We start from the raw sequence: 25,118 nt of genomic DNA on the forward strand, positions 1-25,118 counted from the left end.
CCACCCCAGGTTTGCGCCTCTGGGTTCTTTTTTGCTCCAGCGGCAGTCCCGCAAGACACCAATTCAGCGCTGGATGACGATCGGTTTCAAACTCAGCACGGCAGGCAGCCCTTGCGCCGCCTGGCTCGCGTCCTGCCGGCTGGCGAACGGGCCGCTGAACAAGCGATACACAGAACCACCCTGCACCACCTCCAACAGCGCCACGCCGGCCTGCTGCAGGCGGTTGCGCACCGACTCGGCGTTTTCCGCCCGCGTGTAGGCGCCCAATTGCAGATAGAAACCCGGCGTGAGCGGCGCGGCGGCGGCCGAGGCCAGCGCCGGCACGGCCGTCGGCACCGCCACCGGTACCAACACTAATTGCGGCTGCGGTTGCGCTTCCAACGGCTGCGGCTGCGGCTGCGGCTTGGCGCCACGCCCGGCCTGCATGCGCTCGACCTCGGCGGGCAGGATGCGCTCGATCTGCAGCTCGTGGCTGCCCTTGCCCAACAGGCCAAGTTTCAGCGCCGCCGTGTAGGAAACGTCGATCACCCGGTTCGAATGGAAGGGGCCACGGTCGTTGATGCGCACCACCACCTGGTTGCCGCTGACCAGATTGGTCAGCCGCGCATACGAGGGAATCGGCAGGGTCGGATGCGCCGCCGTCATCTTGTACATATCGTACAACTCGCCCGACGAGGTGCGCTGGCCGTGGAACTTCTTGCCATACCAGCTGCCGATGCCGCGCTGGCTGAACGGCTGGTTGTCGGTGATCGGCGTGTAGGTTTTACCGAACACCACATAGGGACGGTTCGAGCGTGGCAGCGGCGGATCGTTGCGCACTTCGGCGTCCGGCACGGCGGCCAGGTTGGCCGGCGGACTGTCGCCCGGGCCGTCGTCCTGGTAGTAGCCGCCACGGCCGGAACCGGCCGCCGGCAGCACCGGCACGCCGGGTTCCGGTTTTGTGCCGGCCTTGCCTGGCGCGACTGGCGCCGGCACGCGGGCCGGCGGCGTGGTCGAGGTCAGCGGCACGCTGGAGCAGCCGGCCAGCGCCAGCAACAGGGTCAGCACGAACGGCAGGGCCGGCGGCAGCGCCGCCGCAGCCGCCTTGCGCGGCGTCGTCATTGGAATCATGGCGGTCCTCATCAGGTTTGCACCAGCTTGCGGTGGCGTTGAATGCTCATCAAAATACCCGCCCCCAGGCCCAGCGTCAGCAGCGCCGTGCCGCCGTAGCTCATGAAGGGCAGCGGCACACCGACCACCGGCAGGATGCCACTCACCATGCCCATGTTGACGAAGGCGTAGGTGAAGTAAATCATGGTGATGGCGCCGGCCAGCAGGCGCGTGAAGAAGTTCGGCGCGTTGGCGGCGATCATCAGGCCGCGTCCGATCAGCAGCAGATACAGCAGCATCAGGACCAGGTTGCCGGTCAGGCCGAACTCCTCGGAGAAGACGGCGAAAATGAAGTCGGTGGTGCGCTCGGGGATGAACTCCAGGTGGGCCTGGGTACCGTGCGTCCAGCCCTTGCCGGTGATGCCGCCCGAGCCGACGGCGATGGTCGACTGGATGATGTGGAAGCCCTTGCCCAGCGGGTCCGAGGTCGGGTCGATCAGCGTCATCACGCGCTCGCGCTGGTAGTCGTGCAGCACCGACCAGATCACCGGCAGGCTGGCGCCGACCACCGCCGCCAGCGCGACCAGCGCCTTCCACGACAGGCCGGCCAAAAAGATCACGCTGAAGCCGGCCGCCACCACCAGCAAGGCGGTGCCCAGGTCCGGCTGCTTGGCGATCAGGCCGACCGGAATGGCCAGCAGCACGGCGGCGATGGCGTAGGAATGCCAGCGCAGCTGGCCGGCGCGCTGCTGGAAGAACCAGGCCAGCATCAGCGGCATGGCGATCTTCATGAACTCGGACGGCTGGATGTCGATCCCCACGTGCAGCCAGCGCCGCGCGCCCAGCTTGATGGTGCCGAACAGCGCCACCGCCACCAGCAGCAGCACCGCCACGATATACACCGGCACGGCGACGCGCATCATCGTCTGCGGACTGATATTGGCCACCATCCACATCACCAGGAAGGCCATGCAGATATTGCGCAGCTGGTCCTCGACCTTGCCGGGAATGCCGATGCCGGCCGAGTACAGCGTCACCAGGCCGGTCGATAGCAGCAGGATGATGATCAGCGCCAGCGGGCCGTCGAACACGGTGAAATAGGGTCGCAGGCGACGCCACAGCGAACGCCTTTCGTTTATACGCATCTGCTTGTCCTTATTGTTTTTTGCGCTCGGCCGCCGTCGGCGTGGCCGGCGTCGTCACGGCCGGGGCGCCCGGCGCGCGCGGCGGCGGCGCCTGGGCCGGCGCGGTTGCCTGATTCGTCGCCGGCGCGGTGGCCGCCGCCCTGTTCGGCGCCGGGGTCGGGATTAGAGCCGGATTCCGCGCCGGCGCGGCGGCCGGATTCTTGCCCGTCGCCGGCGCGGCGGCCGGCGGCGAAAGCAGCGGCGGCGCCGGGGCTGGTCCCTTGGCCGGCAGCGGGGCCGCAGCGGGGGCGGCGGCGCCGGCCGGCGGACGCTTGGCCAGCTCGATCGCCGCCGCCGTCTCCTCGGAGTTCGGCTCTTCCACCGGCGCCAGCGACTCGGCGTCTTCCTTCGGCACCTTGGTGGTCTCTTTTTCCGTCGGGCGCTTGCCCAGCAGGTAGTAGTCGAGCGCCTTGCGGGCGATCGGCGCGGCGATGGCGGCGCCGAAGCCGGCGTTCTCCACCACCATGGCGATGACGATGCGCGGCTTGTCGACCGGCGCGAAGGCGGTGAACAGCGAATTGTCGCGCAGGCGCTCGGCCAGCTTGGAGGCGTTGTACTTCTCGTTCTTTTTGATCGCGATCACCTGCGCCGTGCCGGTCTTGCCGCCGACCGTGTAACCGGCGTTGGCGAAGACGCGGTAGGCGGTGCCGCCCGCTTCGCTGGTCACGCCGACCATGGCGTTTTTGATGAAGTCGATGTTCTCCTGCTTGAGCGGAATGCGGTAGCTCTCCTTGGCCACGGTCAGCTGGCGCGCCCGCGTGCCGCCGTCCTCGACGATCTTCACCAGGTGCGGCTTCATCACCACGCCGTTGTTGGCCAGGTTGGCCACGGCGTGGGCGATCTGCAGCGGCGTGTAGGAGTTGTAGCCGGAGCCGTTGCTGACCGAAATGGTGTCGCCGCCGACCCACTTCTGCGCCGACGCGCCCTTGAAGCGGGCGCGCTTCCATTCCTGCGACGGCAGCACGCCGGTCTTCTCGTTTTCCAGATCGATGCCGGTCGGCTGGCCGAAGCCGAACGGCTTCATGAAATCGTGGATCAGGTCGATGCCCATGTCGTGGCCGAGCACATAGTAGTAGGTGTTGCAGGAGACCACGATGGATTTGCGCATGTCGACCGTGCCGTGGCCGCCGCGCACATCGTCGTTGAAGCGGTGCCCGCCCAGCATGTAGAAGCCGGGGTCGAAGATCGCCTGGCTGCTGGTGCGCTTGCCGGTTTCCAGCGCGGCCAGCGCCATGAAGGGCTTGAAGGTCGAACCGGGCGCGTAGGTGCCCGACAGCGGCCGGTTGACCATCGGCCGGTCCAGCGAGTTGTTCAACTCTGACCAACTCTGCTGGTCGATGCCGTCGACGAACAGGTTGGGGTCGTAGCCGGGCCGCGAGACGAAGGCCAGCACGTCGCCGGTCGACGGTTCGATCGCCACCAGCGCGCCGCGCCACTCGCCGAAGGCCTCCTCGATCACCTTCTGCAGCTCGATGTCGATCGACAGGATCAGGTTATTGCCCGGCACGGCCGGGGTGCGCGACAGCGTGCGGATGGCCCGTCCGCCGGCCGACACTTCGACCTCTTCGTAGCCGGTGGTGCCGTGCAGCTGCCGCTCGTAGCTCTTCTCCAGGCCCTCTTTGCCGATATGGTCGGTGCCGTTGTAGTTGGCGGCGTCGTCGCGCGCCTCGATGGCCCGCGCCTCGCCCTGGTTGATGCGGCCGATGAAGCCGATCACGTGCGAGGCGGTCTCGCCCAGCGGATACTGGCGGAACAGGCGCGCCTGGATCTCCACGCCGGGGAAACGGAAGCGCTGCGCGGTGAAGCGCGCCACCTCCTCGTCGGTCAGGCGGGTGCGCAGCGGCACGCTCTCGAAATTCTTCGACTCCTCCAGCAGCTTCTTGAAGCGCTTGCGGTCCTTGATGTCGACTTCGACCAGCTTGGCCAGTTCGTCGATGGTCTCGTCGAGCGGCACGCGCAGCTTGGACGGCGTCACCTCCAGCGTGTAGGCCGAGTAGTTGCGCGCCAGGACTACGCCGTTGCGGTCGAGGATCAGGCCCCGGTTGGGCACGATGGGCACCACGGCGATGCGGTTGTCCTCGGCCTGGGCGGCGTAGTCGCTGTGCTTGATCACCTGCAGCCAGACAAAGCGCGCCAGCAGCAGCGCGAAGCAGAAGAACACCAGGCCGCCCAGCGCCGTCAGGCGCAGGCGGAACAGGTGCAGCTCGCGTTCCGTATTCTTAATCTCAGTCATGCAGGGGACTCAACACCTCAAAGTGACACAGTGGGACGGCGGCGCCGCGCCGCCGCAAGCGGCCGCTTCAAATCGGCCGGGTGTGGTCGCGGTCGACCGCGCGCCGCGGCGGTGCCAGCAGCAGCCAGGTGGCGATCGGCCACAAGGCCACCGCCACCACGCTTTCGATGAAATAGAACCAGCCGGGGAATTTGCCGGAGACGAAGAAGCGCACCAGCATCTGCACCGACTGCGCCATCAACAGCAGCGGGAACACGTGCATGGCCTGGGTCAGCAGCGGGAACCACAACACGCGGCGGTGCAGCATGATGGCGAAGTAGGACAGCAGCGTGTAGGCCAGCGCGTTTTCGCCCAGCAGGGTCGAGTCGTGCACGTCCATCAGCAGGCCGAGGAAGAAGGCGGTGCCGATGCCGACCTTGCGCGGCTGGTGCACGCCCCAGAACACCAGCACCAGCGCGACGAAGTCCGGCGCGCCGACGAAGCCGCCCCAGGGCAGCAGGTTGAGCAGGAAGGCGCAGAACAGGCTGAAGGCGATGAACAGCGGGCTGACCGGCAGCAGAATATAGTGCGGGCGGTTCATCGCGCCTCCTCTTTCGGTTTGGCGGGCGCGGCGGCCGGCGCGGCGGCGCCCTCTTTCGGCGCCTCCTTGATCGGTCCCATCTTGCCGGCGTGTTTTTTCAGCGTGCGCACTTCCTCTTCCGGCGGCCGCGGCGGCATCTCCGGCGTCGACATCAGGATCAGCAACTGGGTGTTGTTGGCGATGCCGGCCAGCGGCTGGCAGATCACCCCGCCGAACGAACCGCCGGCGCTGTTCTCCACCTGGCTGACGCGGGCCACCGCCAGGCCGGCCGGGTAGACCCCGTCCAGCCCCGAGGTGACCACCACGTCGCCGACCTGGATGTCGGCGTTGGGCGCGGTGAAGCGCAGCTCCAGCGTGCCCGCCTTGCCACGGCCGTAGGCGACGCTGCGCAGGCCGTTGCGCAGCAGCTGCACCGGGATGGCTTGCTCCTTGTCGGTCAGCAGCGTGACCTCGGCGGTGAACGGGAACACCCGCGTCACTTGGCCGACCACGCCCTGGTTGTCGATCACCGGCAGCCCCAGCGCAACGCCCTGCTGGGTGCCGCGATCGAGCACGATCTTGCGGCTGTTGACGTCGCGCGCGTCGTACAGCACCTCGGCCAGCATCGACTTGACCGGCAGGCGCTCGTGCGCGTCCATCAGCTTGCGCAGCTGGTTGTTTTCAACGGAATTGAGTTGCGCCTGCTGCAGCGCCTGCGAGGTGGCGATCTGCTGGCGCTTGAGTTCGCGCACCTGCTTCTCCAGCGCCGACAGGCTGGAAAAATAATCGCCCATGCCGTAGATGGCGTCGCGCGGCAGTAGCGCGACCATTTGCAGGGGGTACAGCACGGTGCCGACGGTGGTGCGCAGCGCGGCCAGCGAATGCATGCGCGAATCGACCAGCAGCAGCGCGATCGATATGCAGGCGAACACCGTCATCTTGCCCCGGGCCGAGGCGCCTTGTTTGAAAAGTGGCGGAGGACTGTATTCCATGACTTCCAATAATCCGGCGCTCGCGCGCCAACGAACGGGCTATCCTATCACCGCATCCAAAATTGCAGCGGGGCCGCTGTTTGGCGGCCCCGCGTGGTCAATCATTCGTAGGAGAAGATCGAGCCGAGTTGGTCCATCCGTTCCAGCGCCATGCCCGAGCCGCGCACCACGCAGGTCAGCGGGTCCTCCGCCACCAGCACCGGCAGGCCGGTCTCCTCCATCAGCAGGCGGTCCAGGTCGCGCAGCAGCGCGCCGCCGCCGGTCAGCATCATGCCTTTTTCGGCGATGTCGGCGCCCAGTTCCGGCGGGGTCTGTTCCAGCGCGTTCTTGACGGCCGAGACGATGTTGTTGAGCGGGTCGGTCAGCGCTTCGAGGATCTCGTTGGACGAGATGGTGAAGGAGCGCGGAATGCCTTCGGACAGGTTGCGGCCCTTGACTTCCATTTCCTTCACTTCCGAACCCGGGAAGGCCGAACCGATGGCCTTCTTGATCGCCTCGGCGGTCTGTTCGCCGATCAGCATGCCGTAGTTGCGGCGGATGTAGTTGACGATGGCTTCGTCGAACTTGTCGCCGCCGACGCGCACCGAACCCTTGTAGACCATGCCGCCCAGCGAGATGATGCCCACCTCGGTGGTGCCGCCGCCGATGTCGACCACCATCGAGCCGGTCGCTTCCGACACCGGCAGGCCGGCGCCTATCGCGGCGGCCATCGGCTCCTCGATCAGGTAGACCTGCGAGGCGCCGGCGCCGAGCGCCGATTCGCGGATCGCGCGGCGCTCGACCTGGGTCGAGCCGCACGGCACGCAGATGATGATGCGCGGCGAAGGACGGAAGAATTTGGAGTCGTGCACCATGCGGATGAACTGCTTGAGCATCTGTTCGGTGACGGTGAAGTCGGCGATCACGCCGTCCTTCATCGGGCGGATCGCCTCGATGTTGCCGGGCACCTTGCCGAGCATCTGTTTGGCTTCCTTGCCGACCGCCTGGATGGTTTTCTTGCCGTTCGGACCGCCTTCCTGGCGGATCGCGACCACCGAGGGTTCGTCCAGGACGATGCCCTGGCCGCGTACATAAATCAGGGTGTTGGCCGTGCCCAAGTCAATGGCCAGATCGGTGGAGATATATCGACGTAAAAAACCAAACATGAGTATCCTGTGGCGCCTCAGATGTGCGCGTAAGCCGTTATAGGGAGTAGCCGAGCGGGCGCCGGCGGCGCGATCGCTGTCTGTTCAGACGCGGCGGCAGCGACAATTCAGCGCCGGCAACGCATCAACCCGCCATTCTACCTTATAATTTGAATGCGATTTGCCGAAAATCCACGCGAAAGCGCGGCCCGCCACAGCGCGATTTGCGCGGCGTTCCGGCGCTTTTGTCCGCGAATAGCTTTACTTCAAGACTTTTATCAATATAACAATTAATCATTGCGCGGTCCGTCCGCGCCATTCGCCATGTCCCTGACCTTATCCGACGTAACACGCATCGCCCACCTGGCCCAACTTGAGATGAGCGAGGACCAGGCCGCCACGGCGCTGGGCCAATTGAACGGCATCTTCGCGCTGGCCGAACAGATGCAGGCGGTCGACACCGACGGCGTCGCGCCGCTCAGCCATCCGCTGGCGGCCCACATGAACAACATCGCCCTGCGCCTGCGCGAGGACGTCGCCACCGAACCGAACCGCCGCGCCGACTACCAGGCCGTCGCGCCGAAGACCCAGGACGGCCTGTACCTGGTGCCCAAGGTGATCGAGTGATCGCATAAGCGAGTATGCGAGCCGGCGCACCCGCGCGCCGGCGCCGCCCGCGCCACCGACGATCCCCGCCACCGACCGAATTGAATTGACCCGCCATGCACACTAAAACCATCAAAGAGCTGTCGACTCTGCTGCAAAGCAAAGCCATCTCCGCCACCGAACTGGCCACCCATTTCCTCGACCGCATCGAGGCGAGCCAGCTGAACGCCTACCTGCACGTCGACCGCGCGCTGACCCTGGCCCAGGCCGCCGCCGCCGACGCGCGCATCGCCGCCGGCACCGCCACGCCGCTGACCGGCGTGCCGATCGCCCACAAGGACATCTTCGTCACGCGCGACTGGCGCTCGACGGCCGGCTCGAAGATGCTGGCCGATTACGTCAGCCCGTTCAACGCCACCGTGGTGGAGAAGTTCAACGCCGCCGGCATGGTCACCCTGGGCAAGCTCAATTGCGACGAATTCGCCATGGGTTCGGCCAACGAGAACTCGGCCTTCGGCGCCGTCAAGAACCCGTGGGACACCACGGCCGTGCCGGGCGGCTCCTCGGGCGGTTCGGCGGCGGCGGTCGCCGCCCGCCTGGCGCCGGGCGCCACCGCCACCGACACCGGCGGCTCGATCCGCCAGCCGGCCGCCTTCTGCGGCGTCACCGGCATCAAGCCGACCTACGGCCGCGTCTCGCGCTTCGGCATGATCGCCTTCGCCTCCTCGCTCGACCAGGGCGGCCCGATCGCCCAGACCGCCGAGGATTGCGCCCTGCTGCTGACCGCCATGGCCGGCTTCGACGAGCGCGACTCGACCAGCCTGACGCCGGAACAGGGCGGCGTCGACGAGGACTTCACGCGCGAACTGAACGCGCCGCTGGGCGGCCTGCGCATCGGCGTGCCGAAGGAGTACTTCGGCGCGGGCCTGGCGGCCGACGTCGAGCAGGCCGTGCGCGCCGCGCTGGCCGAGTACGTCAAGCTGGGCGCCACCCTGGTCGACATTTCGCTGCCGAACACCGCGCTGTCGATCCCGGCCTACTACATGATCGCCCCGGCCGAGGCCTCGTCCAACCTGTCGCGCTTCGACGGCGTGCGCTACGGCCACCGCGCCGCCGAATACAAGGACCTGCAGGACATGTACAAGAAGACCCGCGCCGAAGGCTTCGGCGCCGAGGTCAAGCGCCGCATCATGGTCGGCACCTACGTGCTGTGCCACGGCTACTACGACGCCTACTACCTGAAGGCGCAAAAGATCCGCCGCCTGATCGCGCAGGACTTCGAAGCGGTGCTGAACGGCCCGAACGCGGTCTGCGACGTCATCATGGGACCGGTCGCGCCGACCGTCGCCTGGGACCTGGGCGACAAGTCCGACGACCCGGTGGCCGCCTACCTGGCCGACATCTTCACGCTGTCGACCAGCCTGGCCGGCCTGCCCGGCATGTCGATCCCCTGCGGCTTCGGCCAGGGCGAGAAGAACGCCCGGCGCCCGGTCGGCCTGCAGATCATCGGCAAGCACTTCGGCGAAGCCAGGCTGCTCAACGTCGCCCACCAGTTCCAACTGGCCACCGACTGGCACCTGCGCGCGCCGGCCGGCATCTAACGACGCCGTCGTTGCCGCGCAGGCGGGAACCCATACCGGGCGTGCCGCCAAGCGCGGCAAGCGGAAAACGCAAGCTCGACCTGGATTCCCGCCGTCGCGGGAACGACGGAGCAAGCACCTGAACACGGCCCGCGGGCCAACAAGTAAAGCGAGAACACTATGCAATGGGAAGTCGTCATCGGTCTTGAGAACCACGTCCAACTCACCACCGAATCAAAAATCTTCAGCGGTTCGCCGATCAAGTTCGGCGCCGAGGCCAACACCCAGGCCAGCCCGGTCGACCTGGCGCTGCCGGGCGTGCTGCCGGTGATGAACAAGACCGCCGTCGAACGGGCCATCCGCTTCGGCCTGGCGGTCGGCGCCACGATCGCGCCGCAGTCCATCTTCGCGCGCAAGAACTACTTCTACCCCGACCTGCCGAAGGGCTACCAGATCAGCCAGTTCGAGGACCCGGTGGTGCAAGGCGGTTCGCTCACCTTCGGCTACGAAAAGGACGGCGAGTTCGTCACCAAGACCGTCAACCTGACCCGCGCCCACCTGGAAGAGGACGCCGGCAAGTCGCTGCACGAGGACTACCACGGCATGAGCGGCATCGACTTGAACCGCGCCGGCACGCCGCTGCTGGAGATCGTCTCCGAGCCGGAGATCCGCAGCGCCGCCGAGGCGGTGGCCTACGCCAAGGCGCTGCACTCGCTGGTGATGTGGCTCGGCGTCTGCGACGGCAACATGCAGGAGGGCTCGTTCCGCTGCGACGTCAACGTCTCGGTGCGCCGGGTCGGCGACACCAAGCTGGGCACCCGCTGCGAGATCAAGAACCTGAACTCCTTCCGCTTCATCGAGGAGGCCGTGCACGTCGAGGTGCGCCGCCAGATCGAGCTGATCGAGGACGGTGGCGAGGTGGTGCAGGCGACCCGCCTGTACGACCCGGACCGCAAGGAAACGCGCCAAATGCGCAGCAAGGAAGACGCCCAGGACTACCGCTACTTCCCCGACCCGGACCTGCCGCCGCTGATGATTTCGCCGGAGTGGATCGCCCGCGTCAAGGACGCCATGCCGGAACTGCCGGACGCCATGCGCGCCCGCTTCGGCGCCGACTACGCGCTGTCCGACTACGACGCGCTGGTGCTGACCCAGTCGCTCGACATGGCGCGCTACTTCGAGGCGGTGGTGGCCAAGGCCGGCAAGGACAACGCCAAGGCCGCCGCCAACTGGCTGATGGGCGACGTCGCCTCGACCTTGAACCGCGAGGGCGTCGACATCGCCGCCGCGCCGGTGTCGGCGGCGCAATTGGCGCTGATGTTGCGGCGTATCGCCGACGGCACCATCTCCAACAAGATCGCCAAGGAAGTGTTCGCCGCGATGTGGGAGGCCAAGTCGGCCGACGAGCAGCTGGTCGACACCATCATCGAGGCCAAGGGCTTGAAGCAGATCTCCGACAGCGGCGCGCTGGAAGCCATCGTCGACGAGGTGCTGGCGGCCAACGCCAAGTCGGTCGAGCAGTACCGCGCCGGCAAGGAAGCGGCCATCAACGCGCTGATCGGCCAGGCCATGAAGGCCTCGAAAGGCAAGGCCAACCCGGCCCAGCTGACCGAGCTGCTCAAGCAAAAACTGGCAGGCTGAAGCTGAGCTGGCAGTCGTAGCGCCAGCGGCCACAAAAAACACCCACAGGCGGAGTGCCGGGGGGGGGGGGAGTGCCGGGGTCAGACCCGCAGGGTCTGACCCCAGATTCCGCCTGTGGGTTCGCTTTAATTGGGCTCAGCCCGCCAATGCTGGCCGATCAAGCTTGGCGGCGGCGCCGCGCCAGCACGCCCATCAGGCCCAGGCCGGCCAACAACATGGCGCCCTCGGCCGGCTCCGGCACCGGCGCGGCCGTCAGCGTCCAGTTGCCATGCGGATTGGCCGGATTGTCCCAGCCGATGTCGCCACGGCTGTAGCTGACGGCGAACACTTCGCTGCCGATGCTGTTGTTGTTGGTGAAGTAGAAGTAGTTGTTGCTGAATCTGGTCGGATCCTTGGTGTCGACGAAGAGGAAGTTGTTCTTCGCAGCGTCGGTGGACACCACCGCACCCAGGCTGTTGTCCCAGTTGCTGGTCTGCTCGTTCCAGGCGGCCTGGTACAGCGTGCCGGTGAAGGCGTGGCCGTTGAAGTTGACTTTGACATCGGAGATGTTGTCCAGCAGATCGCCGTGCAGATCGCCGTTCATCGAGCCGTCGATGACCAGGCCGTTGCCGCCGAAGGTGTAGGAGAAATTGTAGACTTCGGCCTGAGCGGCCGAAGCGAACGAGGCCGTGATCAGCGCGGCACAGAAAAGTTTTTTCATATCGGATTCCTTGGTGTGAGCAGGGTAAGAGCCGCAGAGGCGGCGCGAGCCCGCATCATACCGAATTCGATAATATTTTCTTATTTTTTGTTAATTGTGCGACAACAATTCAGCAGGAAATAGTCACATTCCTAACCGTGCCGGCCGATCCAGTCGAGGATCTGGGCGAAGATCTGTTCGCGGTTGAGCTCGTTGAAGTTTTCGTGGAAGTTCTGCGGATAGCGATGCAGCTCCAGCAGGCCGGCCGGCAAGGTGGCCAGCATCGCCTCGCTGGCGGCCGAGTCGGCCAGGCGGTCGTCGCCGGCGATGGCGGCGAACAAGGGATAGCGCCAGGCCGGCAACTTCTCGGCCAAGCCCAGCTGGGCCTGGCCCAGCGCGTGGGCGAAGCGCACCGTGATCTCGCTGGCGCGGATGTTGTCGCGCTCGTCGGCCTGGTGGCGCGCGGTGATGGCGCGGTCGTGCGTCAGCACCTCGGCCAACGGCGCCAGCGGCACTTTCATGGTCGGCAGCAGCCGCGCCAGCACACCGGACAGCGCCTGCAGGATGGGCGAGACCTTGATCGCGTTGACATAGTACGGCGAGGACAGGATGAAGCCCTTGATGGCCGGATCGGCCGGGAAACGCTGCAGCCCCAGGTGGGTGGCGATCAGGCCGCCCATCGAGTGGCCCATCACATAGATCGGCAGGCCGGGATAGCTGTGCTTGACCCAACTTAAAAATTTTTCACCTTCATCGAGAAAAACATGAAAACCGGGAATGTCGGCTCGGTGCGCGCCCTCGTGGCCGCACATGTCGTAGCTGACGGTGGCGATGCCGTGGGCGCGGAAATACAGCGCCGGGGTGACGTAGTCGCCGGCGTGGGCCATGCCGCCGTGCAGCGCCAGGATGACGGCGCGCGGCGCGGCCGGCTCCCACACGTGGATCTTGCGTTCGGTCTGGCCGTCGACGTGGAGGGGGGCGAAACGATCTTCGGAAAAACGCATGGGCTGGCTCCAGTTATGCTTTTGGCAAAACTGACAGTGTAGCGTCGGTCGGTGCTTCCGCGCAACGCCTCAGCGGCGCCGGGCGGCGCGCGCAGGGTTCGGCGCAGCGGCAAGCGGCCGGCCGCTCAGCCGGTGATGCTCAGCCGGTGATGCTCAGCCGGTGATGCTCAGCGAGATGCCGGTTTCCACCAGCAGCGACAGGTCGGCCAGCGACAAGTCCAGCGTCGGCGTGGCCTTGGCAGGATCGTCGACGGTGAAGGAGATGCGCAGTTCGGCCGCCACGTCGGAACGCTCGAAGTGGATGCCGCGCGCGGTGCACTCGGCTAGGAAGGAGCGCACCTGTTTGAGCAGCTGGTCCGGGTTCTTGTCCGTGCCGAGGCTGACGTAAAAGCCGGAGTCGATGCGCACCCGGCCGTCCGGGCGCACGTCGCCCTTTTGCCAGTGGCTGTCCGGTTCGGCCGGCAGGCCGTCGAGGATGTCCGCCAGCGCGGCGTCGTCGCCGTTGACCTTCAAGGTTGCAATGTTCATGGTTGTACCTTCGTCTCCTCGACCTGGGCGGCCGGTGTTGAATAAACGTCCAAACGTGCTTACCCGTAAAGGTTACACCAAAGAAATTTCAAAGTCCACGCCAACCGAGGCCAAGCGTGCGCCGCCGGCGCGGCCGGCCGCCCGGCGGCTTATTGCACGCCGTAACGGCTGCGGTAGGCCGCCACCGCGTCCTTGTACTGCTGCAATTGCGGGTCGGCGCCGGCGCCGTTCAGGTAGCTGAACAGGTCGTCCAGGTTGCCGATCGAGATGACCGGGATGTTGTAGGTCTTGCTGACTTCCTGCACCGCCGAGCTGGGCGACAGCGCGCCGTCCTTGCCCGAGCGCTCCATCCGGTCCAGCGCGATCAGCACGGCGCAGGGTTCGGCGCCGGCGGCGCGGATCATGTCGACCGATTCGCGCACCGAGGTGCCGGCCGAGATCACGTCGTCGATGATGACGACCTTGCCCTGCAGCTTGGCGCCGACGATGGTGCCGCCCTCGCCGTGGTCCTTGGCTTCCTTGCGGTTGAAGGCGAACGAGGTGTTGCGGCCCTTGCCGGCCAGCGCCACGGCGGTGGCCGAGGCCAGCGTGATGCCCTTGTAGGCGGGACCGAACAGCATGTCGAACTCGACGCCGGAGTCGAGCAGGGTCTGGGCGTAGAACTGGGCCAGCTGGGCCAGGGTGGCGCCGTCGTGGAACAGGCCGGCATTGAAGAAGTACGGCGACTGGCGCCCCGCCTTGGTGGTGAAGTCGCCAAAGCGCAGCACGCCGGTGCCGACCGAGAAAGCGATAAATTCCTGCCGTAAGTTGTTCATATTGCCCCGTATCATAAAAGTGCCTGTATTTTAATCCCGCCGCCCCGGCGCGACAATCAATGCCTGTCCGCATCGGGCGGCGAAACGCGATAAACTAGCGCCTCGCGCGCCGTTTCCGGCCTGTTCGCGGCCCGCCGCCGACGCTTTTTCGACTCTTTTCCGACCTTTTTTCGACCCGACCACCATGCCAAAAATTATTTCCGCCAATCTGAACGGCATCCGCTCCGCCGCCAAAAAGGGCTTCTTCACCTGGATGGCGGCGCAGGACGCCGACTTCGTCTGCGTGCAGGAATTGAAGGCCCAGGCGCCCGACATGAGCGAGGACTTCCTCAATCCGCCCGGCTACCACGGCAACTTCCACTACGCCGAGAAGAAGGGTTACTCCGGCACCGGCGTCTACAGCCGGACGGCGCCGGACCAGGTGCTGATCGGCTTCGGCAGCCCGGAGTTCGACGCCGAGGGACGCTATGTGCGCTGCGATTTCGGTCCCTTGACCGTGATCTCGGTGTACTGCCCGTCCGGCTCGTCGTCGCCGGAACGGCAGGAGGCCAAGTTCCGCTTCATGGACCTGTTCCTGCCGCACCTGCTGGCGCTGCGCGCCGAGGGCCGCGAGGTGGTCATCTGCGGCGACTGGAACATCGCCCACCACGAGATCGACCTGAAGAACTGGAAGGGCAACAAGAAGAACTCCGGCTTCCTGCCCGAGGAGCGCGCCTGGCTGACCAAGGTGTTCGACGAAGCCGGCTATGTCGACGTCCATCGCGGCCTCGACAAGCGCGAAGAGCAGTACACCTGGTGGAGCAACCGTGGCCAGGCCTGGGCCAAGAACGTCGGCTGGCGCATCGACTACCACGTCGCCACCCCCGGCATCGCGGCGCAGGCCAAGCTGGTGTCGATCTACAAGGACGAGCGTTTCTCCGACCACGCCCCGTTGACCATCGACTACCGGCTGTAAAACCAGGGGCGCCGGGATACCGGCCAAACCCGGCGGCAAGAGCCGGGGTCAGACCCGCCGGGTCTGACCCCAGATTTACGCCGGTGGGTCTTGCCGGCGCCGGCGCCGGCTACAGCGAGCGGGCGCTGGCGAACTCGCGGCGCAATCCCGTCAAGGGATCGGTGAAGGCGATCGCCCGCGCCAACAGCTTGAGCGGCTGCGACACGTCGTCCTGCTTGCACGGCAGCGCCAGCGGATAGAAGGCGTCGTTGACGATGGGGATGCCCAGCGCGGCCAAGTGCACGCGCAGCTGGTGCTTGCGTCCCGTGTGTGGCCGCAGCCGGTACAGGGTGGCGTCGGCGCGGTGTTCGATGACGTCGATCAGCGTCTCCGAATTCGGCTCGCCCTCCTCCTCGCGCATCAAAAAAAACTTGTCGCCGTCGACCATCCGGCTGCGGTAGGTGAAGGGGAACTCGCGTCCCGCCAGGCGTGGCGCCAGCGCCTCGTATTCCTTCTCGATGACGCGCTTCTGGAACATCGACTGGTAGGCGCCCCGGCTGGACTGGCGGCGCGAAAAAATCACCACGCCGGCCGTCTCGCGGTCGAGCCGGTGGATCGGCGTCAACTCCTCCTCGCCCAGGGTCTTCTTCAAGCGCACCAGCAAGGTCTCGTGCAGGAAGCGGCCGGTCGGTATCATCGGCAGGAAGTGCGGCTTGTCGACCACCACCAGGTGCTCGTCCTGGAACAGGATCTGCTCGGCGAAGGGGATCGGCGTCTCGCGCTCCAGCTCGCGGTAATAAAAGATGCGCATGCCGCGCCGGTAGGCGCTGCCCGGTTGCAGCGGCGTGCCGTCGGCGTCGACCACGTCGCCGCGCGCCATGCGCGCGCGCCACGAGTCCTCGCTGACGTCCGGGTAGCGCCGCACCATGAAGCTCAGCATGTCCGGCCACTGGCCCTCGGGCAGCCACAGGTAGCTGGCGGCGACGCCGTCGCGCATCGGCAGCGGCGCCTTGCCGTGGCCTTGCTGCTGTTTCAGCATGCCCACCTCAGCGCGTGGCGATGGCGCTGCTGCGGTAGGCCGGCAGCGCATCCGGCTTCACGCCTTTGGCGCGCGCGTACACCGGCAGCACCAGCGACATGTTCTTGTTCATTTCGGCGATGCGGCTGTCGCCGCTCGGGTGGGTCGACAGGAAGGGCAGCGGCTGGCCCTGGCCCTGACTGACGGCGCCCATCTTCTGCCACAGGGCGATGCCGGCGCGCGGGTCGTAGCCGGCGCGCGCGGCCAGGTCCAGGCCGACCATGTCGGCCTCGGTCTCTTCCTCGCGCGAGAAATGCAGCACCGTCAGCTGCGCCGCCGCGTTGGTGGCGGCGCCGGTCAGGCGCGGATCGACGCCGAGCCAGGCCGACAGGCCGGCGCCGGCCAGCTTGCCGACCAGGTTGGTGGCCTCCGACTTGGCGGCGCGCTCGCGGCCGTGCTCGCGCAGCGCGTGGCCGATCTCGTGGCCCATGACGATGGCCACCTCGTCGTCGGTCAGGTTGAGCTGGGTCAGGATGCCGCTGAAGAAGGCGATGCGGCCGCCCGGCATGCAGAAGGCGTTGACCTGCTTCGAGTTGAGCAGGTTGACCTCCCACTGCCAACGCGCCGCCTCGGGGTTCCAGCGCGTGGCGTAGGGGATCAGCCGCTTGGCGATGGCGCGCAGGCGCAGCACCTGCGGATGGTTGGCCGCCACCAGCGCCTGCTTCTGCTGGGCCTCGCTGAGCAGCTGGGTGTACTGCAGCTTGGACTGCTGCTCGAACTGCTGCGGGTCGGAGAACACCCGCATGCGCGACATGCGGGTGACGGGGATGCCGTCCGGCTCGCCTTGCGGCGCCGCCGCGTGGCCGCCGCCGGCGCAGACGGCCAGCGCCAGCAAGGCGAATGTGTGGAACTTATGGAGCGTGGGTTTGGCGGTTTTCATTGTTTGGCATTCCATGGTGCGATCTTCGGCAGCATCATCATGGCAGGAAACGCCAGGAAGAAGCACACGATAAAGAACCAGAACCAGCCGGTTTCGGCGATGACGAAGCCGACCGAGGCGTTGACGAAGATGCGCGGCACCGAGGCCAGCGCGGAGAACAGGGCGTACTGCGTGGCGGTGTAGCGCGCGTCGGTCGAGCGCGACATGAAGGCGACCATCGCCGCGCCGCCCAGGCCCATGCTGGCGAAGGCCTCGAATCCGATCACCCCGGCCAGCAGCGGCGTGCTGGGGCCGGCCAGCGCCAGCCAGGCGAAACCGAGGATGGCCACTGCCTGCAGCGCGCCGAACACCCACAGGCCGCGATTGATGCCCAGCCGGATCATCCACACGCCGCCGACGATGCCGCCGGCGATGCTGGCCCAGAAGCCGGTGGTGTTGGCGGCCCAGCCGATCTCGGTCATGCTGAAGCCGAGGTCGAGGTAGAACTTGGTGGCCAGCGCGGTGGCCATGCTGTCGCCTATCTTGTAGAGCAGGATGAAGGACAGCAGCCACAGCGCGCGGCGCCAGCCGTCGCGTTCGATGAACTCCTTGAACGGCAGGATGACCGCCTGGCGCAGCGTGGCCGGCCGTTCGCCGTAGACCTGCGGCTCGCGGATCAGCAAGGCGCACAACAAGCCGGGCAGCATGAAGGCGGCGGTGATCCAGAACACCGGCGGCCAGGCCATGCGGTCGGCCAGGATCAGCGACAGCGCGCCCGGCACCATGCTCGACACCTTGTAGGCGTTGACGTAGACGGCCGCGCCGAGGCCTTGTTCGCGCTCGCTCAGCGTCTCGCTGCGGTAGGCGTCGATGACGATGTCCTGGCTGGCCGACAGGAAGGCCACCAGCGCGGTGGCCGCCACCACGGCGCCGACCTGCAAGCGCGGGTCGAGCATGCCCATGCCGCCGATGGCGAGGAACAGCGCGCACTGGGTCAGCACCATCCAACCACGGCGCCGGCCGAAGCCGCCGAAGTTGAAGCGGTCCATCAGCGGCGCCCAGGCGAATTTCCAGAAATAGGGGAACTGCAACAGCGTGAACAGGCCCAAGGCCTTCAGGCTCAGGCCCGACTTGGCCAGCCAGGCCTGCATCAGGCTGAGCAAAATGTACAGCGGCAGGCCGGAGCTAAAGCCCAGCACCACCAGCGCAGCCATGCGGCGGTTCAAATAAGTGTGCCAGTTGGCGATCGGCTGCGCTGTCCGGTTCATCAGTGGGCCGCCTTTTTACGCAGACGGAACACGGCCAGGTCGCCGCGCAGGTTGGGCAGCACGCCGACGCTGCGGCCCTCGGCCAGGGCGACGCAGTCGACCACCTCCAGGCCGCACTCCTCGGCCAGTTGGCGGAAGTCCTTGATCGTCGCGCAGCGCACGTTGGGCGTGTCGTACCACTGGTAGGGCAGCGACTTCGACACCGGCATGCGGCCCTTCAGCAGCGCCACGCGGTGCGGCCAGTAGGCGAAGTTGGGGAAGGAGACGATGGCCTCCTTGCCGACCCGGACGATGTCGCGCAGCAGGCGCTCGACGTGCTTCATCATCTGCAGCGAGGACAGGCACAGCACCGTGTCGAAGGAGTCGTCGCCGAACAGCGCCAGGCCCTTCTCCATGTCCTGCTGGATCACCTGCACGCCGCGCTGGGTGCTGGCCAGCACCTTGTCGTCGGCGATCTCGATGCCGTAGCCGCTGCACTGCTTGTCGCTCTGCAGATAGTCGAGCATGACGCCGTCGCCGCAGCCGACGTCGAGCACGTGGGCGCTCCTGGGCACCCAGTGGGCGATGAAGGCCAGGTCCGGCCGGGCGCTGCTCAGTTGGTCGAAATTCATGCGTGCTCCTTGCTGCCGACTGCTTTGATCGATGGCGCCGGCGTGGCGCCGGCTTGGTCCGCTGTGCTGGTCTCCAACCAGACCTGCTGGTAGTAGGCGCGCACCATGTCCATGTAGCGCGGGTCCTCCAACAGGAAGGCGTCGTGGCCGTGCGGCGCGTCGATCTCGGCGTAGGTCACCCGGCGCCGGTTGCACACCAGCGCCTGCACGATCTCGCGGCTGCGCTCGGGCGAGAAGCGCCAGTCGGTGGTGAACGAGGCGAGGAAGAACTTGGCCTTGGTGCCGGCCAGCGCCTTGGCCAGGTCGCCGCCGTGGCCGCGCGCCGGGTCGAAGTAGTCGAGCGCCTTGGTGATCAACAGATAGGTGTTGGCGTCGAAGTACTCGGAGAACTTGTCGCCCTGGTAGCGCAGGTAGGACTCGATCTCGAAGTCGACGCCGAAGTCGAACTTGTAGTCGCCGCCGGCGGCCACGTCGCGCAGCTTGCGGCCGAATTTTTCCGCCATGTCGTCGTTCGACAGGTAGGTGATGTGGCCGACCATGCGCGCCACCCGCAGGCCGTTCTTCGGCACCACGCCGTGGGCGTAGAAGTCGCCGCCGTGGTAGTCGGGGTCGGACAGGATGGCCTGGCGCGCCACGTCGTTGAAGGCGATGTTCTGCGCCGACAGCTTGGCCGTCGAGGCGATCACCACACAATGGCGCAAGCGCTCGGGGAACAGGATGCTCCAGGCCAGCGCCTGCATGCCGCCCAGCGAGCCGCCCATGACGGCGGCGAACTGGCTGATGCCCAGCTGGTCGGCCAGGCGCGCCTGCGCCGCCACCCAGTCCTCCACCGTCACCACCGGGAAGGCGGCGCCGTAGGGCTGGCCGGTGGCCGGGTTGGTGTGCATCGGCCCGGTCGAGCCGAAGCAGGAACCGAGGTTGTTGACGCCGATGACGAAGAACCGGTCGGTGTCGAGCGGCTTGCCGGGACCGACCATATTGTCCCACCAGCCGGTGCTTTTCGGCTGGCCGGCGTATTCGCCGGCGACGTGGTGCGAGGCGTTCAGCGCGTGGCAGACCAGCACGGCGTTCGACTTGTCGGCGTTGAGCGTGCCGTAGGTCTCGTACATCAGGGTGTAATCGGCCAGCGCGGCGCCGCTTTGCAGCCGCAGCGGCTCGGCGAAGTGCATGGTTTGCGGGGTGACGTATCCAATGGATCGCATAAAATTGTCGATGGTGGTGGAGCGGCCCCACGGGCCAAAAATGATGCGCCGCCGCGAGGATGGGCGGCGCAGGCTGACAGCTTACAGTATCGGCGCCGCCGGACCGCCACGCGGTCGGCCTGTTCGCCGTCTCGCCGGTCTGTACTTCCGGCCCCGTCGCGGCGGCCAGATGACAGTCCGCGCGACGGTGTTTACAAGCGTTGCAGTTGTGCGACCGCCTCGGCGATCACCGCCGGCTCCATCGCCCGCATGACCTTGCGGGTCTGCGGCGTGATGCGCGCCAGGTCGCTGTTGAGGATCTCCTGCTTGACCGACAACAGCTGGGCCGGATGCATGGAGAACTCGCGCAGGCCCATGCCCAGCAGCAGGCGGGTCAGCTTGACGTCGCCGGCCATCTCGCCGCACACGGCGACGTCGATGCCGGCCTTGTGGCCGGCCGCGATGGTCATGGCGATCAGTTGCAGCACCGCCGGATGGAGTGGATTGTAAAGGTGCGCCACCTCATAATCAACCCGGTCGATGGCCAGGGTGTACTGGATCAGGTCGTTGGTGCCGATCGACAGGAAGTCCATCCGCTTGACGAACATCGGCAGCGCCAGCGCGGCGGCCGGGATTTCGATCATCGCGCCGACGTCGACCGTGTCGTCGAACTTGATGTCGGCCTCGCGCAGTTCGGCCTTGGCCTGGGCGATCATCGCCAGCGACTGGTCGATCTCGAAGGCGTGCGCCAGCATCGGGATCAGGATGCGCACCTTGCCGAAGGCCGAGGCGCGCAGGATGGCGCGCAGCTGGGTCAGGAAGATCTGCGGCTCGGCCAGGCAGTAGCGGATCGCCCGCAGGCCCAGCGCCGGGTTGAGCGCGGTATGCTCGCTCTGGTCGAGCGGCTTGTCGGCGCCGATGTCGAGCGTGCGGATGGTCACCGGCCGGCCCTTCATCGCCACCACGGCGCGCCGGTACTGCTCGAACTGCTCGTCCTCGGAGGGGATCTTGCTGTTGCGGCCCATGAACAGGAACTCGGAGCGGAACAGGCCGACGCCGTTGGCGCCCGCCTCCAGCGCGGTGGCGCAGTCGTCGGGCAGCTCGATGTTGGCCATCAGCGTGATGCTGGTGCCGTCGCGCGTCACCGCCGGGGTCTTCTTCAGTTTGTTGAGCTTCTTGCGGGCGCGTTGCAGCGCGCCCTGGCGCTCGCGGTACTGCTCCAGCACCAGGGTGCTGGGGTTGGCGATGACCACGCCGGCGTCGCCGTCGATGATCAGCCAGTCGTCCTGCTCGATCAGGGTCGAGGCCTGCGACATGCCGACCGCCGCCGGAATGTCCAGGCTGCGCGCGACGATGGCGGTGTGCGAGTTCTGCCCGCCGACGTCGGTGACGAAGCCGACGAAGGAGCGGTCGCGGAACTGCAGCATGTCGGCCGGCGAGATGTCGTGGGCGACGACGATCATCTGGGCCTGGAACTGCTCCTCGCCGAGCGTCTTGGGCAGGGTCTGCTCGCTGCCCAGCAAGACCTTCAGGACGCGCTCGGCGACCTGCTGGATGTCGGCCTTGCGCTCGCGCAGGTAGGGGTCCTCGATCTCGTCGAACTGCGCCGACAACTCGTCGATCTGGGTCAGCAGCGCCCATTCGGCGTTGTAGTGGCGGCTGCGGATGATGTCCAGCGGCGCCTCGGAGATCATCGGGTCCGACAGGATCAGGGCGTGCACGTCGATGAAGGCGCCCAGCTCGGTGGGGGCGTCCTTGGGCAGCTCCAGCCACAGCGTTTGCAGATCCTTGTGCACGGCGGCCAGCGCCTGCTGCAGGCGGCGCACCTCGGCCTCGAGGTGCTCCTCGGTGATCAGGTAATGCTTGACGTCGAGCGCGGCCGGCGCCAGCAGGTGGGCCCGGCCGATCGCGATGCCGCGGGATACGGGAATGCCGTGAAGCGTGAACGATGCCATCGGTGGACCTGTCAGAGTACGGGGGCGGCTGTTCTCAGCGGGCATTACTCGCCTTCGCCAAACTTGTCGTTGACCAGCGCGGCCAGCGCGCTGATGCAGTCCTGCTCGTCGCTGCCGTCGGCCTCCAGCGTGACCTTGGCGCCCTTGCCGGCGGCCAGCATCATGACGCCCATGATGGACTTGGCGTTGATGCGCCTGGCGTTGCGGGTGAGCCAGACGTCGCTTTGAAACTTCGCCGCCAGCTGGGTGAATTTGGCCGAGGCGCGCGCATGCAAACCAAGCTTGTTGATAATCTCAAGTTCTTGTTGAATCATTTTTTATGTCGTCTCAATCAGTGCGCACTGCAAAAACCGCCGCCACGGCCGGCGCGGCGGCTACCCTAGTTCTGTCCCACGCGGATGCGGTTGTCGACCCGCACCGCGCCGTTCTGCGCCCCGGCCAGGGCCATCTCCACCACCACGTCGAGCGCGTCGCGCCGGTAGGTGATGGCGCGCAGCAGCATCGGCAGGCTGATGCCGGCGATCACCTCGACGCGGCCGGCGTCGGCCAGCTTGTTGCAACAGTTGGCCGGCGTGCCGCCCTTGACGTCGGTGATCACCAGCACGCCGTCGCCCTCGTCGAGGCGGGCGATGGCGGCCGCCGCCATCGTCTGCACCTCGGCCAGGTCCTGGTCGGCGGTGACGTCGATCGCCTCGAGCCGCTCGGTCGGACCACGGAACACGTGGGCGCAGGCGGCGATGAAGGCCTGGCCCAGCGGCGCGTGTGTCATCAGCAGTATGCCAACCATATGCCTAATCCGCCAGTGAGGGCGAGCGTTTTGCAACGCGCGCCGTGCAATTCGTCCGCCGCCGCGTCATCGCGCCTGCTCCACCGCGTCGATGAACATGGCGGCGACGTCGAAGCCGGCCTGCTGGCTGATCTCCTGGAAGCAGGTCGGGCTGGTGACGTTGACCTCGGTGAGGAAGTCGCCGATCACGTCCAATCCTACCAGCAACAGGCCGCGCGCGGCCAGTTGCGGGCCGAGCGCCTCGGCGATCTCGCGGTCGCGCGCCGTCAGCGGCTGCGCCACGCCGGTGCCGCCGGCGGCCAGGTTGCCGCGCACCTCGCCGGCCTGCGGAATGCGCGCCAGCGAGAACGGCACCGCCTTGCCGTTGATGAGCAGGATGCGCTTGTCGCCCTTGACGATCTCCGGAATGTAGCGTTGCGCCATGATGGTGCGGCGGCCGTTGTCGCTCAGCGTCTCGATGACGGCGCCCAGGTTCAGGCCGTCGGCGTTGATGCGGAACACGCCGGCGCCGCCCATGCCGTCGAGCGGCTTGAGGATGATGTCGCCGTGCCTGGCCTGGAAGGCGCGGATGCGCGCCTCGTTCGAGGTCACCAGGGTCGGCGCGGTGTACTGCGAGAACTGGGCGATCGACAGTTTCTCGTTGTGGTCGCGGATCGCCGAGGGCTTGTTGAACACCCGCGCGCCCTGGCGCTCGGCCAGCTCGAGCAGGTAGGTGCCGTAGATGTACTCCATGTCGAACGGCGGGTCCTTGCGCTGGACGATGGCGTCGAAGGTCGACAGCTCGGTCTCGTGCTGCGGCGCGGCGCGGTACCAGTCGGCGGCGTCGCCGGTCAGCGTGATGCGGGCGGCGTTGGCGAACACGCTGCCGCCGTCGAGCGCCATGTCCTTCTGTTCGAAGGCGTAGACGGCGTGGCCGCGGCGGTCGGCCTCGACCATCATGGCGTAGGTCGAATCCTTGTAGGTCTTGAAGCCTGCCAGGGGATCGGCGAGGAAAGCGATTTTCATGGGCGCATCCATTCTGGGTAATGCCTGATTTTAGCCGATGTCGGCCGCCGGCACCTCGGGCGGCCCCGGCCGGACGCCGGGTTCAGTAGACTTCCGGGTTCGGATCGGTGCGTTCCATCTCCAGCGAGGCGGCCAGCAGGGCCAGCCGCGCCACCACGCCGTAGACGTAGAAGCGGTTCGGCGCCGCCGTGCCCGGCTTGGCCTTCAGGTCGGGCACGGCGTGCTGCTGGGCGAAGGCCAGCGGCACGTACTGCGAGCCGGGCGCGTTGAGGTTCTGGTCGACGCCCTTCTCGGCGTGGACGCGGTAGAAGCCGCCCACCACATAGCGGTCGATCATGTAGACCACCGGCTCGGCGACGGCGTCCTTGATGCTCTCGAAGGTCGGCACGCCCTCCTGGATGATGATGTCGCTGACCACCTTGCCGTCCTTGACCACCGACAGGCGGGCGCGCTGGGCCGGCGTCAGCGCCTTGATCTCGGCCGAGTCCTTGATGGTCAGGATGCCGGTGCCGTAGGTGCCGGCGTCGGGTTTCAGGATGACGAAGGGCTTGTGGTCCTTGATGCCGTATTCCTTGTACTTCTTCTTGATCTTGGCCAGCAGGGTGTCGATGTTGGCCACCAGGCACTCCTCGCCCTCGCCGGTGAGGAAGTCGACCTCGCCGCACTTGGCGTGGAAGGGGTTGAGCATCCACGGGTCGACGCCGATCAGCTTGCCGAACTTCTTGGCCACCTCGTCGTAGGCGGCGAAGTGGTTGCTCTTGCGGCGCAGCGCCCAGCCGGCGTGCAGCGGCGGCAGCAGGCTCTGCTCGTGGATGTTCTGCAAAATCTCCGGGATGCCGGCCGACAGGTCGTTGTTGAGCAGGATGGTGCAGGGGTCGAAGTCCTTCAGGCCCAGGCGGCGGCCGTTGGCCGAGCGCAGCAGGGGCTCGATGACCAGCATGTTGCCGTCGGGCAAAGCCAACGGGGTCGGCTGGGTGATCTCCGGCGACAGCGAGCCGAGCCGCACGTGCAGTCCGGTCTGGCGGAAGATCTGCATCAGCCGCGCCACGTTCTGCAGGTAGCGCGGATGGCGCTCGTGCACTTCGGGGATCAACAGCAGGTTGCGGGCGTCGGGGCAATACTTGTCGATGGCGGCCATGGCGGCCTGCACGGACAGCGGCAGCATCTCGGTGGCCAGGTTGTTGAAGCCGCCGGGGAACAGGTTGGTGTCGACCGGGGCCAGCTTGTAGCCGGCGTTGCGCATGTCGACCGAGCAATAGAACGGCGGCGTGTGCTCCTGCCACTCGAGACGGAACCAGCGTTCGATGGCCGGCGTGGCGGCGAGGATTTTTTCTTCGAGGTCGAGCAGCGGTCCGGTCAGGGCCGTGACGAGATGGGGAACCATGGTTACTTCCTTAATATGTGTG

General features: G+C 66.7%; 24 protein-coding genes. 4 read left to right on the plus strand and 20 right to left on the minus strand.

Going from position 1 to position 25,118, the window contains the following annotated elements:
- Positions 1-63 precede the first annotated feature (63 nt).
- From H7U20_RS29060 to H7U20_RS29085, 6 genes are all read right to left on the minus strand, one after another.
- On the minus strand, positions 64-1,101 hold the full coding sequence (locus H7U20_RS29060) for a septal ring lytic transglycosylase RlpA family protein (RefSeq protein ID WP_199762652.1): 1,038 nt from the start codon (positions 1,099-1,101) through the stop codon (positions 64-66).
- A 20-nt stretch (positions 1,102-1,121) separates the two neighbouring features.
- The gene (gene rodA / locus H7U20_RS29065; RefSeq protein WP_199762611.1) at positions 1,122-2,234 is read right to left on the minus strand and encodes a rod shape-determining protein RodA; all 1,113 of its coding nucleotides are present in this window, start codon (positions 2,232-2,234) and stop codon (positions 1,122-1,124) included.
- A 10-nt stretch (positions 2,235-2,244) separates the two neighbouring features.
- The gene (gene mrdA, locus H7U20_RS29070) at positions 2,245-4,506 is read right to left on the minus strand and encodes a penicillin-binding protein 2 (RefSeq protein ID WP_199762612.1); all 2,262 of its coding nucleotides are present in this window, start codon (positions 4,504-4,506) and stop codon (positions 2,245-2,247) included.
- Positions 4,507-4,573: 67 nt separating this feature from the next.
- Positions 4,574-5,086 (minus strand): rod shape-determining protein MreD, encoded by a 513-nt coding sequence (gene mreD, locus H7U20_RS29075; RefSeq protein ID WP_199762613.1) that lies wholly within the window; start codon positions 5,084-5,086, stop codon positions 4,574-4,576.
- Complete coding sequence (gene mreC, locus H7U20_RS29080) at positions 5,083-6,057, minus strand: rod shape-determining protein MreC (RefSeq protein WP_199762614.1); 975 nt, start codon at positions 6,055-6,057, stop codon at positions 5,083-5,085. The genes mreD and mreC overlap by 4 nt, the downstream gene beginning before the upstream one ends.
- Positions 6,058-6,158: 101 nt before the next feature.
- On the minus strand, positions 6,159-7,202 hold the full coding sequence (locus H7U20_RS29085; protein WP_093389874.1) for a rod shape-determining protein: 1,044 nt from the start codon (positions 7,200-7,202) through the stop codon (positions 6,159-6,161).
- A 303-nt stretch (positions 7,203-7,505) separates the two neighbouring features.
- On the opposite strand from H7U20_RS29085, the gene gatC reads away from it, so the two are divergent.
- The 3 genes from gatC (at position 7,506) to gatB (ending at position 11,008) form a co-directional block, all read left to right on the plus strand.
- Positions 7,506-7,808 (plus strand): Asp-tRNA(Asn)/Glu-tRNA(Gln) amidotransferase subunit GatC, encoded by a 303-nt coding sequence (gatC, locus tag H7U20_RS29090; protein WP_199762615.1) that lies wholly within the window; start codon positions 7,506-7,508, stop codon positions 7,806-7,808.
- A 95-nt stretch (positions 7,809-7,903) separates the two neighbouring features.
- The gene (gene gatA, locus H7U20_RS29095; RefSeq protein ID WP_199762616.1) at positions 7,904-9,388 is read left to right on the plus strand and encodes an Asp-tRNA(Asn)/Glu-tRNA(Gln) amidotransferase subunit GatA; all 1,485 of its coding nucleotides are present in this window, start codon (positions 7,904-7,906) and stop codon (positions 9,386-9,388) included.
- 159 nt (positions 9,389-9,547) lie between these two features.
- Entirely contained in the window at positions 9,548-11,008 is a 1,461-nt protein-coding gene (gatB, locus tag H7U20_RS29100; protein ID WP_199762617.1) for an Asp-tRNA(Asn)/Glu-tRNA(Gln) amidotransferase subunit GatB, read from the plus strand.
- Between the two features lie 157 nt (positions 11,009-11,165).
- On the opposite strand, the gene H7U20_RS29105 is transcribed toward gatB, so the two are convergent.
- The 4 genes from H7U20_RS29105 to pyrE all read right to left on the minus strand — a co-directional run bounded on the left by H7U20_RS29105 (position 11,166) and on the right by pyrE (position 14,034).
- A complete protein-coding gene (locus tag H7U20_RS29105; RefSeq protein WP_199762618.1) occupies positions 11,166-11,708 on the minus strand; it encodes a PEP-CTERM sorting domain-containing protein in 543 nt (180 codons plus the stop codon).
- Between the two features lie 131 nt (positions 11,709-11,839).
- Positions 11,840-12,691, minus strand: coding sequence for an alpha/beta fold hydrolase (locus H7U20_RS29110; protein ID WP_199762619.1), 852 nt, complete (start codon positions 12,689-12,691; stop codon positions 11,840-11,842).
- A 153-nt stretch (positions 12,692-12,844) separates the two neighbouring features.
- Entirely contained in the window at positions 12,845-13,219 is a 375-nt protein-coding gene (locus H7U20_RS29115; RefSeq protein WP_199762620.1) for a hypothetical protein, read from the minus strand.
- A 149-nt stretch (positions 13,220-13,368) separates the two neighbouring features.
- Positions 13,369-14,034, minus strand: a complete 666-nt coding sequence (gene pyrE, locus H7U20_RS29120; RefSeq protein WP_199762621.1) for an orotate phosphoribosyltransferase — start codon at positions 14,032-14,034, stop codon at positions 13,369-13,371.
- Between the two features lie 184 nt (positions 14,035-14,218).
- On the opposite strand from pyrE, the gene H7U20_RS29125 reads away from it, so the two are divergent.
- Positions 14,219-14,989: an exodeoxyribonuclease III gene (locus tag H7U20_RS29125; protein WP_199762622.1), complete on the plus strand. Its 771-nt coding sequence runs from the start codon at positions 14,219-14,221 to the stop codon at positions 14,987-14,989.
- 109 nt (positions 14,990-15,098) lie between these two features.
- Here the strand turns inward: H7U20_RS29125 and H7U20_RS29130 are convergent, their stop codons facing one another.
- From H7U20_RS29130 to gshA, 10 genes are all read right to left on the minus strand, one after another.
- Positions 15,099-16,007 (minus strand): pseudouridine synthase, encoded by a 909-nt coding sequence (locus H7U20_RS29130; protein WP_199762623.1) that lies wholly within the window; start codon positions 16,005-16,007, stop codon positions 15,099-15,101.
- A 7-nt stretch (positions 16,008-16,014) separates the two neighbouring features.
- Positions 16,015-16,926, minus strand: coding sequence for a M48 family metallopeptidase (locus H7U20_RS29135; protein ID WP_199762624.1), 912 nt, complete (start codon positions 16,924-16,926; stop codon positions 16,015-16,017).
- Positions 16,923-18,173, minus strand: coding sequence for an AmpG family muropeptide MFS transporter (locus H7U20_RS29140; RefSeq protein WP_199762625.1), 1,251 nt, complete (start codon positions 18,171-18,173; stop codon positions 16,923-16,925). Before H7U20_RS29140 ends, H7U20_RS29135 begins: the two co-directional genes overlap by 4 nt.
- Positions 18,173-18,784 (minus strand): methionine biosynthesis protein MetW, encoded by a 612-nt coding sequence (gene metW / locus H7U20_RS29145; RefSeq protein ID WP_199762626.1) that lies wholly within the window; start codon positions 18,782-18,784, stop codon positions 18,173-18,175. The genes H7U20_RS29140 and metW overlap by 1 nt, the downstream gene beginning before the upstream one ends.
- On the minus strand, positions 18,781-19,986 hold the full coding sequence (gene metX / locus H7U20_RS29150; protein WP_255522899.1) for a homoserine O-succinyltransferase MetX: 1,206 nt from the start codon (positions 19,984-19,986) through the stop codon (positions 18,781-18,783). Before metX ends, metW begins: the two co-directional genes overlap by 4 nt.
- Positions 19,987-20,177: 191 nt before the next feature.
- Positions 20,178-21,920 (minus strand): phosphoenolpyruvate--protein phosphotransferase, encoded by a 1,743-nt coding sequence (gene ptsP / locus H7U20_RS29155; protein ID WP_199762627.1) that lies wholly within the window; start codon positions 21,918-21,920, stop codon positions 20,178-20,180.
- 44 nt (positions 21,921-21,964) lie between these two features.
- The gene (locus H7U20_RS29160; RefSeq protein ID WP_199762628.1) at positions 21,965-22,234 is read right to left on the minus strand and encodes an HPr family phosphocarrier protein; all 270 of its coding nucleotides are present in this window, start codon (positions 22,232-22,234) and stop codon (positions 21,965-21,967) included.
- A gap of 65 nt (positions 22,235-22,299) precedes the next feature.
- Entirely contained in the window at positions 22,300-22,707 is a 408-nt protein-coding gene (locus H7U20_RS29165; protein ID WP_199762629.1) for a PTS sugar transporter subunit IIA, read from the minus strand.
- 66 nt (positions 22,708-22,773) lie between these two features.
- The gene (gene gshB / locus H7U20_RS29170) at positions 22,774-23,712 is read right to left on the minus strand and encodes a glutathione synthase (RefSeq protein WP_199762630.1); all 939 of its coding nucleotides are present in this window, start codon (positions 23,710-23,712) and stop codon (positions 22,774-22,776) included.
- 82 nt (positions 23,713-23,794) lie between these two features.
- Positions 23,795-25,096: a glutamate--cysteine ligase gene (gene gshA, locus H7U20_RS29175; RefSeq protein ID WP_199762631.1), complete on the minus strand. Its 1,302-nt coding sequence runs from the start codon at positions 25,094-25,096 to the stop codon at positions 23,795-23,797.
- Positions 25,097-25,118: the final 22 nt, after the last annotated feature.

The sequence above is a fragment of the Rugamonas violacea genome (genome assembly GCF_016461825.1).
Lineage (GTDB): Bacteria > Pseudomonadota > Gammaproteobacteria > Burkholderiales > Burkholderiaceae_D > Rugamonas.

What these genes read in the sequence shown, in the direction of transcription:
- H7U20_RS29085 (WP_093389874.1), bottom strand. Translation starts at nt 7,202, where the DNA reads ATGTTTGGTTTTTTACGTCGATATATCTCCACCGATCTGGCCATTGAC.
- gshB (WP_199762630.1), bottom strand. Translation starts at nt 23,712, where the DNA reads ATGAAAATCGCTTTCCTCGCCGATCCCCTGGCAGGCTTCAAGACCTAC.
- mreC (WP_199762614.1), bottom strand. Translation starts at nt 6,057, where the DNA reads ATGGAATACAGTCCTCCGCCACTTTTCAAACAAGGCGCCTCGGCCCGG.
- gshA (WP_199762631.1), bottom strand. Translation starts at nt 25,096, where the DNA reads ATGGTTCCCCATCTCGTCACGGCCCTGACCGGACCGCTGCTCGACCTC.
- pyrE (WP_199762621.1), bottom strand. Translation starts at nt 14,034, where the DNA reads ATGAACAACTTACGGCAGGAATTTATCGCTTTCTCGGTCGGCACCGGC.
- metW (WP_199762626.1), bottom strand. Translation starts at nt 18,784, where the DNA reads ATGAATTTCGACCAACTGAGCAGCGCCCGGCCGGACCTGGCCTTCATC.
- ptsP (WP_199762627.1), bottom strand. Translation starts at nt 21,920, where the DNA reads ATGGCATCGTTCACGCTTCACGGCATTCCCGTATCCCGCGGCATCGCG.
- H7U20_RS29130 (WP_199762623.1), bottom strand. Translation starts at nt 16,007, where the DNA reads ATGCTGAAACAGCAGCAAGGCCACGGCAAGGCGCCGCTGCCGATGCGC.
- rodA (WP_199762611.1), bottom strand. Translation starts at nt 2,234, where the DNA reads ATGCGTATAAACGAAAGGCGTTCGCTGTGGCGTCGCCTGCGACCCTAT.
- mrdA (WP_199762612.1), bottom strand. Translation starts at nt 4,506, where the DNA reads ATGACTGAGATTAAGAATACGGAACGCGAGCTGCACCTGTTCCGCCTG.
- gatA (WP_199762616.1), top strand. Translation starts at nt 7,904, where the DNA reads ATGCACACTAAAACCATCAAAGAGCTGTCGACTCTGCTGCAAAGCAAA.
- gatB (WP_199762617.1), top strand. Translation starts at nt 9,548, where the DNA reads ATGCAATGGGAAGTCGTCATCGGTCTTGAGAACCACGTCCAACTCACC.
- H7U20_RS29165 (WP_199762629.1), bottom strand. Translation starts at nt 22,707, where the DNA reads ATGGTTGGCATACTGCTGATGACACACGCGCCGCTGGGCCAGGCCTTC.
- H7U20_RS29135 (WP_199762624.1), bottom strand. Translation starts at nt 16,926, where the DNA reads ATGAAAACCGCCAAACCCACGCTCCATAAGTTCCACACATTCGCCTTG.
- metX (WP_255522899.1), bottom strand. Translation starts at nt 19,986, where the DNA reads ATGCGATCCATTGGATACGTCACCCCGCAAACCATGCACTTCGCCGAG.
- H7U20_RS29160 (WP_199762628.1), bottom strand. Translation starts at nt 22,234, where the DNA reads ATGATTCAACAAGAACTTGAGATTATCAACAAGCTTGGTTTGCATGCG.
- mreD (WP_199762613.1), bottom strand. Translation starts at nt 5,086, where the DNA reads ATGAACCGCCCGCACTATATTCTGCTGCCGGTCAGCCCGCTGTTCATC.
- H7U20_RS29060 (WP_199762652.1), bottom strand. Translation starts at nt 1,101, where the DNA reads ATGACGACGCCGCGCAAGGCGGCTGCGGCGGCGCTGCCGCCGGCCCTG.
- H7U20_RS29110 (WP_199762619.1), bottom strand. Translation starts at nt 12,691, where the DNA reads ATGCGTTTTTCCGAAGATCGTTTCGCCCCCCTCCACGTCGACGGCCAG.
- H7U20_RS29115 (WP_199762620.1), bottom strand. Translation starts at nt 13,219, where the DNA reads ATGAACATTGCAACCTTGAAGGTCAACGGCGACGACGCCGCGCTGGCG.
- H7U20_RS29125 (WP_199762622.1), top strand. Translation starts at nt 14,219, where the DNA reads ATGCCAAAAATTATTTCCGCCAATCTGAACGGCATCCGCTCCGCCGCC.
- gatC (WP_199762615.1), top strand. Translation starts at nt 7,506, where the DNA reads ATGTCCCTGACCTTATCCGACGTAACACGCATCGCCCACCTGGCCCAA.
- H7U20_RS29140 (WP_199762625.1), bottom strand. Translation starts at nt 18,173, where the DNA reads ATGAACCGGACAGCGCAGCCGATCGCCAACTGGCACACTTATTTGAAC.
- H7U20_RS29105 (WP_199762618.1), bottom strand. Translation starts at nt 11,708, where the DNA reads ATGAAAAAACTTTTCTGTGCCGCGCTGATCACGGCCTCGTTCGCTTCG.